This is a genomic window from Kitasatospora sp. A2-31 (assembly GCF_022288725.1).
Lineage (GTDB): Bacteria > Actinomycetota > Actinomycetes > Streptomycetales > Streptomycetaceae > Kitasatospora.
The window spans coordinates 1-6,133 of sequence record NZ_JAKNTA010000064.1 but is presented as its reverse complement, the minus strand read 5'-3'; the positions used below and the strand labels follow the sequence as shown (position 1 = coordinate 6,133).

10 protein-coding genes are annotated in these 6,133 nt (G+C 74.2%); 4 read left to right on the top strand and 6 right to left on the bottom strand.

What is annotated here, in order from left to right; translation table 11 throughout:
* Positions 1-44: 44 nt before the first annotated feature.
* From MCM47_RS39230 to MCM47_RS39215, 4 genes are all read right to left on the bottom strand, one after another.
* Positions 45-458 carry a VOC family protein gene (locus MCM47_RS39230; RefSeq protein ID WP_238951579.1) on the bottom strand — a complete coding sequence of 138 codons (414 nt, stop codon included), beginning with the start codon at positions 456-458 and terminating at the stop codon, positions 45-47.
* Positions 459-690: 232 nt separating this feature from the next.
* Positions 691-867 (bottom strand): hypothetical protein, encoded by a 177-nt coding sequence (locus tag MCM47_RS39225; protein ID WP_238951571.1) that lies wholly within the window; start codon positions 865-867, stop codon positions 691-693.
* Positions 868-1,137: 270 nt separating this feature from the next.
* A complete protein-coding gene (locus MCM47_RS39220; protein ID WP_238951572.1) occupies positions 1,138-1,509 on the bottom strand; it encodes a hypothetical protein in 372 nt (123 codons plus the stop codon).
* A gap of 158 nt (positions 1,510-1,667) precedes the next feature.
* A complete protein-coding gene (locus MCM47_RS39215; RefSeq protein ID WP_238951573.1) occupies positions 1,668-1,910 on the bottom strand; it encodes a hypothetical protein in 243 nt (80 codons plus the stop codon).
* Between the two features lie 251 nt (positions 1,911-2,161).
* Between MCM47_RS39215 and MCM47_RS39210 the strand changes: the two genes are divergently transcribed.
* The 3 genes from MCM47_RS39210 to MCM47_RS39200 all read left to right on the top strand — a co-directional run bounded on the left by MCM47_RS39210 (position 2,162) and on the right by MCM47_RS39200 (position 4,068).
* Complete coding sequence (locus MCM47_RS39210; protein ID WP_238951574.1) at positions 2,162-2,620, top strand: hypothetical protein; 459 nt, start codon at positions 2,162-2,164, stop codon at positions 2,618-2,620.
* The gene (locus MCM47_RS39205) at positions 2,617-3,423 is read left to right on the top strand and encodes an SDR family NAD(P)-dependent oxidoreductase (RefSeq protein WP_238951575.1); all 807 of its coding nucleotides are present in this window, start codon (positions 2,617-2,619) and stop codon (positions 3,421-3,423) included. The genes MCM47_RS39210 and MCM47_RS39205 overlap by 4 nt, the downstream gene beginning before the upstream one ends.
* Positions 3,424-3,639: 216 nt before the next feature.
* A complete protein-coding gene (locus MCM47_RS39200; RefSeq protein ID WP_238951576.1) occupies positions 3,640-4,068 on the top strand; it encodes a DUF5959 family protein in 429 nt (142 codons plus the stop codon).
* 135 nt (positions 4,069-4,203) lie between these two features.
* Here MCM47_RS39200 and MCM47_RS39195 read toward each other — a convergent pair whose 3' ends face one another.
* Positions 4,204-5,094: an SDR family oxidoreductase gene (locus MCM47_RS39195; RefSeq protein WP_238951577.1), complete on the bottom strand. Its 891-nt coding sequence runs from the start codon at positions 5,092-5,094 to the stop codon at positions 4,204-4,206.
* 89 nt (positions 5,095-5,183) lie between these two features.
* Here MCM47_RS39195 and MCM47_RS39190 point away from each other — a divergent pair, with 89 nt between their 5' ends.
* Positions 5,184-5,912: a TetR/AcrR family transcriptional regulator gene (locus MCM47_RS39190; RefSeq protein ID WP_238951670.1), complete on the top strand. Its 729-nt coding sequence runs from the start codon at positions 5,184-5,186 to the stop codon at positions 5,910-5,912.
* Positions 5,913-5,957: 45 nt separating this feature from the next.
* On the opposite strand, the gene MCM47_RS39185 is transcribed toward MCM47_RS39190, so the two are convergent.
* Positions 5,958-6,119, bottom strand: coding sequence for a hypothetical protein (locus MCM47_RS39185; protein WP_238951651.1), 162 nt, complete (start codon positions 6,117-6,119; stop codon positions 5,958-5,960).
* Positions 6,120-6,133 lie beyond the last annotated feature (14 nt).

Genomic DNA, 6,133 nt, shown 5'->3' with positions numbered 1-6,133 from the left:
CGGGCTGAGCGTCCTGGCACTGGCCCGCTCGTGAGACGGCCGTTTCAGGCAGCGGCCGCGCGGCGGTGGAGTTCCTCGACCGGGATGTCCTCCAGGTGGGTGAGGAAGATCCACACGTGTCCCGAGGGGTCCTTGAGGACGGCGGTGCGGTCGCCGTGGAACATGTCCGTCGGTGGCTGGAGGATCTCGGCGCCGGCGGCCCCGGCGCGCGCCACGAGCGCGTCGACGTCCGGGACGAAGACGTGCAGCGCGACGCTGGTGCCGCCCAGCGCGGCCGGGGCGCTGAAGGGGGCGCCCCCGGCCGCGTCCGCTCCGGCGTCGCCCAGCATCAGGACGGAACGTCCGATGCTGATCTCGGCGTGCAGGATCCGCCCGTCCGGGCCGTCGATGCGGACGTCCTGGACGGCGCCGAAGGCCCGCTGGTAGAAGTCGATCGCCGCTGCGGCGTCGTCGACCATGACGTGCGGCACGACCGCGTAGCGGTAGCGGTCGGGGACGACGGTGTCGGCGGTGGGTGCGGTGGTCACGGCGGGTCCCTTCGACGGACGCCGCCGGTCGGTTCCGGCGGCGATGAGAGGACCGTAGGAGTTCAAGCTGACTTGAAGTCAAGGGCCGGTGCCGAGGGCGCGGCCCCGCCCCGCGGTGGGCGGGGACGGGGCAGGGGGAGGGGCCAGGGGGAGGGGGCAGAGGTCAGCGGGCCGGGTCCTCGGGGGTGCCGTCCTCGGGGGTGACGGGCGCGTTGCCGTCGGGGCCCCCTCCGGCGCTCCCTCCGGTGCGGCCTCCGGCGCTCTCTCCGGTGGTCCGGCAGGTGCTGCAGGTGTGCCAGCGCGGCCGGTCGCGGGCGGAGCGGTACGGAGCGAGGGTCATTTCGGCGGTGTCCAGACCGCAGTGTGTCAGGGGCCCGCACACGCCCGAGGCTTCCGCGGGGGCGGTGTGCGCGCGGCGCACCGCCTTCCCGGGCTCTGCCGGCGTCCGGTCGGGTTGAAGGACCCGAACGTTGGTCGGCGTATCCAGTTCCAGCACGACGACGATGTCCATCCCCTCAACGTGGCCGCAGTCCCGGGACACCGCACCCGCACGGCGGCATCCGGACCAGTCGGCTGCCGGGCCCGGCCCCGGCCAGCGGCCGCGACGGCGTCACAGCGGGGTGAGGATGTCCTGGTGCGCCCCGTCGAGGACGAGGCCGTTGTCCAGCCGGACCCGGACCGTCACCTGGGTGCCCCGCTCCCGGTGTGCGGCCCACTCCGGCTCCAGCGTGGCGATCTCCGTCTCCAGCCGCTCCCGGCTCGCCACCGGCATGGTGTGCCCGTAGTCCTCGAACAGCGCTTTGAGTCGCCGGTACTCGCGGACCTCGTGGCTCTCCGGGAGTTCCTCCACCCGCTCGACGGTGCCCTCGATCCCGGCCCCCAGCGAGAGGAAGCCGACGACCGCCCCGGGCGCCCCGGCGACTGCCTCGCCGATCCCGAGGTCCTCGGCCAACCTGACGCGTCGGCCTTCCTCCAGGGTCATTCGTCCTCCGCCTCTCCGTCGATCGGTGCCGCCGCCGCGGCCGGCCCGCGGCCCCGGACATTATCCGCCGTCCGGGACCGGGCCGGGCGCTCGGTGACGGGGCCGCAGGCGAAGGACCGCGGGTGATGCCGACGCGTCCTGTCAGTCGGCGTCGCGCTTCACCGCGAGGAAGCCGGCGGTCTGTCCGGCGCGCGCCGGACTGGAGCCGCTCCCGTGGTCCCCTCGCGCGCAGCACCGTCCCGGCGAGGGCCCGCGACGGTCAAACGCGGGCTGAAGGACCAGCTCAGGTAGGCGATCAGGCCCAGACAGCCCAGCAGCGCGCAGGCGAGCAGCGTGAGGATCGCCTCGCCGACCACTTCTCCGACCATGTCGATCAGGAACTTGCCGACGCCCTTCGCCACCCTGCCCACGGAGCCCCCTCCACGTTCGCGACCCTCACCACGGGCCGACACGGAGGAGGACCCGTTCCGAGCCGCAACGGTTGCCGAGCCGGTGCCCCCCGAACTCCTCTTGCCGAGCCCCGCACAGCACCCGCCGTACCCGCTGCGCACCCACCGCGGTCGGACGGCGGGGGTCGGTGACCGGCCCTGTTGCAGGCGCCATGGCGAGGAGAGACGCTCGGAGCGGGCCTGCTCACGGCAAGGGAGCGCTCATGTCCACGATTCACCTGCACCAGACGATCGCCGCGACACCCGAGGAGTACGTCGCCGGGCTCACCGACTTCGGGCCGGGGCGCTCGGAACTCTTCGGCAACAGCGCCGACAAGTACCTGGAGGTGCACGACCGGGGACCTCACGACGCCGACGTCACCGAGGGCTCGGCGGGGATCTGGGAACGGTTGCACTACGACTGGTCCGACCCCCGCCGCGTCGTCATGACGACCACCGACTCCAACGTGTGGGGCGGCCGATCGGGCCACACGTACACGTTCACGCCGAAGGCCGACGGGACGACCGAGGTGGACGCCGTCGTGGTCCGCGAGGGCAAGAACCTCAAGGGACGCGTGCTCGGCGCGGTCGTCGGCACCGTCGGCAAACGCCACCTCTCCAAGGCCTTCGCCAACACCGGCAAGGCCATCGAGGCCCGGCACCGGGCCGGCACGGGCGCATGACACGGCCGTCCTCCGAGCCGGGCCTGGCCGGCCGGACCGTCGTCGTGACCGGGGCCGGACGCGGCATCGGCCTCGCGATCACCGAGGCGTTCCTCGCGGCGGGGTGCCGCGTCGTCGCGGGATCACGCACCCGCACCGAGGACCTCGACGCGCACGTCGAACAGGGCGCGGACCTCACCGTCGTGGAGGTCGACCTCGCGACCCCCGACGGCCCGGCCGCCCTGGTCGCCGAGGCCGCCGCACGCCACGGCGGCATCGACGTGCTGGTGAACAACGTCGGGGCGGTGCGCCCCCGGGTGGACGGCTTCGAGAGCGTGACGGACGAGGACTGGGACTGGACCCTGACCGTCAACCTCATGGCCGCCGTCCGCGCCACCCGCGCCGCGCTGCCGCACCTGATCGCCGCCGGCGGGGGGCGGATCGTCACCGTCTCCTCGGTCAACGCCCGCCTGCCGGACCCGCTGGTCATCGACTACGGCGCCGCGAAGGCCGCGCTCACCAACTTCTGCAAGGCCCTGTCCAAGGAGGTGGGGCCACGCGGTGTGCGGGTGAACACGATCGGTCCCGGCCCGGTGGAGACGGCACTGTGGCGGGGCGCGGACGGGGTCGCCGCCACGGTCGGGCAGTCCCGCGGCGTCGACCCCGGCGCCGTGGCCCGCGCCGCCGAGGCCCGGTCGGTGACCGGCCGCTTCACCCGCCCGTCGGAGGTCGCGGATCTCGTGGTCTTTCTCGCCGGCCCCGGCGCGGCCAACATCACGGGCGCCGACTTCATCGTCGACGGCGGCCTCGTGGACGCCCTGTGACGCTGAAGCCGCGGGCGGACGGTCACGACCCGTCACGTGATCCGCCCCGGTCCGCAGCCCCACCCCTGCCGCCGCGCCCTGCCACCGGGCCCCTGCCGCCGGGCCCCTGCCGCTGCGCCCCCGCCGCCGGGCTGTCGGTGGGGCCTGGCAGGATGTCGGGGCCGGCGCCGGGCCGGATGCCCGGACGGCCGGACGGATCCGAAGGAGGGGGCGCGGATGGGCGGCGACGTGATCAGGTTCGCGGACCGGACGCAGAGCGTCACGGTGGAGCTGGAGGCGGGGCGCCGCGGACGCTACGACGGCTGGCACGCGGGAGAGATCGTGATCGCGACCGGCTTCGTCACCGCGCGCCTGCCGCTGAACTTCACCGACGCCGACCTCGCCGACCTCGCCGGCTACCTCGCCGCCCGCGCCGCGGCCGAGGAGGACGGCGCCCTGCCGGACGGCTCCGCCACCGACTGGCCGGAGGCCGGCCGCAGTGCCTACCTCCGGCTGCACGCCGCCGACCCGTTCGTGGTGGAGATCCGCGACCCGGTGCAGAGCGGGGTCACGGTGAGCGTGCCGCTGCAGTTGCGGGACGGCTGGGCCACCCGCGCCGCCGCCCGGCTCGACGCCCTGCGCACCGCGCTCGCCGACGGCTCCTGAGGCGTCCGTCGCCGTGCCGCAGACCCGGCCGCCCGCCGGCTGTGTCGACTCGCAGGGTCGTCGACACGGCTGACGGGTGGCCGGCCGCCGGGTGCGGTGCGGCGCCGGCGGTCGTCGTGGAGGCGGGGAAGTCCGTCAGGGCTTCGGTGCGTCCGCGCACCCCGTCTCTTCGGCCCAGGCACGCTCCAACTGGGTGCGGAAGGCGGCGGGCTCCCGCCCGATCAGCCCGGCCAACGTCGGGTCGACCGCGGCGAACTCGCCGTCCCGCGCCGCTGCGAAGATGCTCAGCATCAGGTCGGCGATCGGGGCCGGGGCGCCGTGCGCCAGGACCTGCTCGCGGAAGGCGTCTTCGGGGACGACGGTGCGGGTGAAGGGCCGTCCGGTGATCTGCGACGCGATGTCGGCGACGGCGTCGAAATCGAGTGCCGCCGGGCCGGTGAGCGGCGGGGTGGGCCCGTCGAACCGGCCCTCACCGAGGATGATCGCCGCGGTGGCCTCGGCGAGGTCGTCGTGGCCGGTCCAGGCGACAGGGCCGTCGGCGGGAAGGGCGATGTCGCCGGTGCGGCGCGCGGGCTCCAGGAACTGCAGGGCGCTGGCCGCGTAGAAGCCGTTGCGCAGCGCCGTCCAGGGCAGGCCGGTGGCGCGTAGCAGGTCCTCGGTCTGGGCGTGGTCCCGGCAGGCCTGGAAGCGGGAATCGTGGGCGGCGCCCATCTGGCTGGTGTAGAGGATGCGCCCGACCCCGGCCTTCACGGCGGCGTCGATGGCGGCACGGTGACCGCTGACGCACTCCTCGCCGGTGCGGTCGAGGGAGACGAGGAGCAGCTGCTCGGCTCCTTCGAAGGCGTGCCCGAGCGAGTCGGGGTCGTCGAAACTGCCCTGCCGGACCCGGACGCCGCGGTCGGCGAGGTCCTGGGCCTTGCGGGGGTCGCGGACGCTGACGCCGACACGGTCGGCGGGGACGTGCTCCAGGAGATGTTCGACGGTGCGGCGGCCGAGCTTTCCGGTGGCTCCGGTAACGATGATCATGGGGTTCTCCCGACGATGTTTCCAGTGGAATCACTCAAACAGTAACACTGGAAATTCCGGTGGAAACAGGTCTTCGCTACCATTGGTTCATGGTCATGCGCGACTCAACCGACAACCCTCGGCGCCGCATCGTCGAGGCAGCCGTCGAGCTGCTGGAGAGCGGCGGCCCGGACGCGGTCAGCACCCGCGCCGTCGCCGCCGCGGCCGGAATGCAGCCGCCGGCGATCTACCGCCTCTTCGGCGACAAGGAGGGGCTCCTCGAAGCCGTCGCCGAGCACGGCTACGCGCAGTTCCTGGCGAGGAAGCGCGCCCAGCTCGACCCCGCCCCGCAGGACCCGGTGGAGGAGCTGCGTCGCGGCTGGGACGTGGTGGTCGAGTTCGGGGTCTGCCGCCCCGAGTTGTTCGCGGTGATGAACCGGGCCACCGGCCGGGGCTCGGACGCGGCCCACCGCGCCGGCCTGGAGATCCTCGATGAGCGGGTGCGTCGGCTGGCGGCCGGCGGGTGGCTGCGGGTCGACGAGGAACTGGCCGCCCAGATCATCCGGGCAACCGGCCAGGGCGCGGTCACCACCTGGCACTCCACCCCCGCGGACCGCCGCAATCCGGCGCTGCTGACCGTCCTGCGTGAGGCCATGGTCGCGGCCGTCACCCGCGCCGAGCCGGCGTTCCCCGCCGCGGAGCCCGGTCCCGCCGCGGCGGCCCGCGCGCTGCGCGCCGCCCTCCCCGACGAGTCCGATGTCCTGAGCGACGCGGAGCAGCGCCTGCTGCGTGAGTGGCTCACGCGCCTGGCGGCGGACGGTGGCGCTCCGCGTGCCTGATCGCGTCCGCGTGCCTGACCGTGCGCAGCCGCCCTCGTGCAGGCACTAGCGAAGGGACCGGCCGTTGCGCAGGCGTGTGCCGCCGAGGACCAGGGCGACGAGGAAGACGACGATGCCGATGACGAGGAGGTAGAGCAGGCCGTCCGCGGCCACGCCGATGATCCCGAGGATGATCGCGACCAGAATGAGGAAGAGAATCCAGGCCATGGCGGGCCTCCTTT

Excerpts from the sequence above, each read along its gene's own strand:
- MCM47_RS39205 (WP_238951575.1), top strand. The coding sequence starts at position 2,617 with ATGACACGGCCGTCCTCCGAGCCGGGCCTGGCCGGCCGGACCGTCGTC.
- MCM47_RS39220 (WP_238951572.1), bottom strand. The coding sequence starts at position 1,509 with ATGACCCTGGAGGAAGGCCGACGCGTCAGGTTGGCCGAGGACCTCGGG.
- MCM47_RS39190 (WP_238951670.1), top strand. The coding sequence starts at position 5,184 with ATGGTCATGCGCGACTCAACCGACAACCCTCGGCGCCGCATCGTCGAG.
- MCM47_RS39210 (WP_238951574.1), top strand. The coding sequence starts at position 2,162 with ATGTCCACGATTCACCTGCACCAGACGATCGCCGCGACACCCGAGGAG.
- MCM47_RS39230 (WP_238951579.1), bottom strand. The coding sequence starts at position 458 with ATGGTCGACGACGCCGCAGCGGCGATCGACTTCTACCAGCGGGCCTTC.
- MCM47_RS39225 (WP_238951571.1), bottom strand. The coding sequence starts at position 867 with ATGACCCTCGCTCCGTACCGCTCCGCCCGCGACCGGCCGCGCTGGCAC.
- MCM47_RS39185 (WP_238951651.1), bottom strand. The coding sequence starts at position 6,119 with ATGGCCTGGATTCTCTTCCTCATTCTGGTCGCGATCATCCTCGGGATC.
- MCM47_RS39200 (WP_238951576.1), top strand. The coding sequence starts at position 3,640 with ATGGGCGGCGACGTGATCAGGTTCGCGGACCGGACGCAGAGCGTCACG.
- MCM47_RS39195 (WP_238951577.1), bottom strand. The coding sequence starts at position 5,094 with ATGATCATCGTTACCGGAGCCACCGGAAAGCTCGGCCGCCGCACCGTC.